Origin of the sequence: Streptomyces sp. NPDC015220 (genome assembly GCF_043079345.1) — a bacterium.
Taxonomy (GTDB): Bacteria; Actinomycetota; Actinomycetes; order Streptomycetales; family Streptomycetaceae; genus Streptomyces.
This window is the reverse complement of the sequence record NZ_JBIBUK010000063.1, coordinates 1-1,031: the sequence shown is the minus strand read 5'-3', so window position 1 is coordinate 1,031 and position 1,031 is coordinate 1. Positions and strand designations below refer to the sequence as shown.

The 1,031-nt window shown below is 63.8% G+C and carries 1 protein-coding gene; it reads right to left on the bottom strand.

Going from position 1 to position 1,031, the window contains the following annotated elements; translation table 11 throughout:
* Positions 1-1,031, bottom strand: a 1,031-nt coding sequence (locus ACF061_RS39075; RefSeq protein WP_392271781.1) for a nickel-dependent hydrogenase large subunit, incomplete at both ends; no start/stop codon positions are given.

Below are 1,031 nucleotides of genomic sequence, written 5' to 3'. Positions count from 1 at the left end.
GCGCGGTCGCGTTCGATGGTGTTGGACCAGCGGGGGATGTGCCATTCGAGGGTGGTTTCGGGGAGGGTGGGGCCTTTGGGGAGGTTGATTTGGACGCTGTGGCCGGTGGCTTTGATGTAGGGGGTGTCGACGATGGCGTTGAGGGCGGTGGACCAGAGGCGGGCGAGGGGGCCGCCGCCGGTGTCGAGGGCGAGGTGGTCGCCGGTTTGTTCGTCGTGCCAGCGGGGGCTCATGACCCAGGAGTAGTTGCCGGTGAAGTCGCGTTTTTGGGGTGCGGGGAGGGTGGTCTGGTTCCAGGGGTGGCGGATGTCGACGGGGTTGCCGAGGGGGTCGTGGGTGACGTAGGGCTGTTCGTCGGTCCAGTCCTGGTAGTAGGAGGAGCCGAGGAGGATTCTGAGGCCGAGGTTGATGTCGATGAGGTTGTTGGTGCGTAGTTGGCCGTCGATGATGATGCCTGGGGTGACGTACATGGCTTTGCCCCAGGTGTTCATGGTGGCGTAGCGGTAGTCGACGATGTCGGGGTTCTGCCAGGCGCCCCAGCAGGCGAGGAGGGTGCGGCGGCGGCCGACTTCTTCGTAGCCGGGGAGGGCTTGGTAGAAGAAGTCGAAGATGTCGTCGTTCATGGCGACGGCTTGTTTGACGAAGTCGATGACGTGCATGAGGCGGGCGAGGTAGTCGGTGAAGACGGAGGGTTGGGGCATGGTGCCGACGCCGCCGGGATAGAGGGTGGAGGGGTGGACGTGGCGGCCTTCCATGAGGCAGAACATTTCGCGGGTGGTGCGGGAGATTTTGAGGGCTTGTTTGTACACCTCGCCTTCGAAGGGGTTGAAGGCGCGCATGATGTCGGCGATGGTGCGGTAGCCGTGGGTGTCGGTGTGGGGGGCGGGGGTTTTCTCGGCGCGGGCCAGGACGGTGGGGTTGGTGGTTTTGACCATGGCTTCGCAGAAGTCGACGAAGACGAGGTTGTCCTGGAAGATGGTGTGGTCGAACATGTATTCGGCGGCTTCGCCGAGGTTGGTGATGTGTTCGGC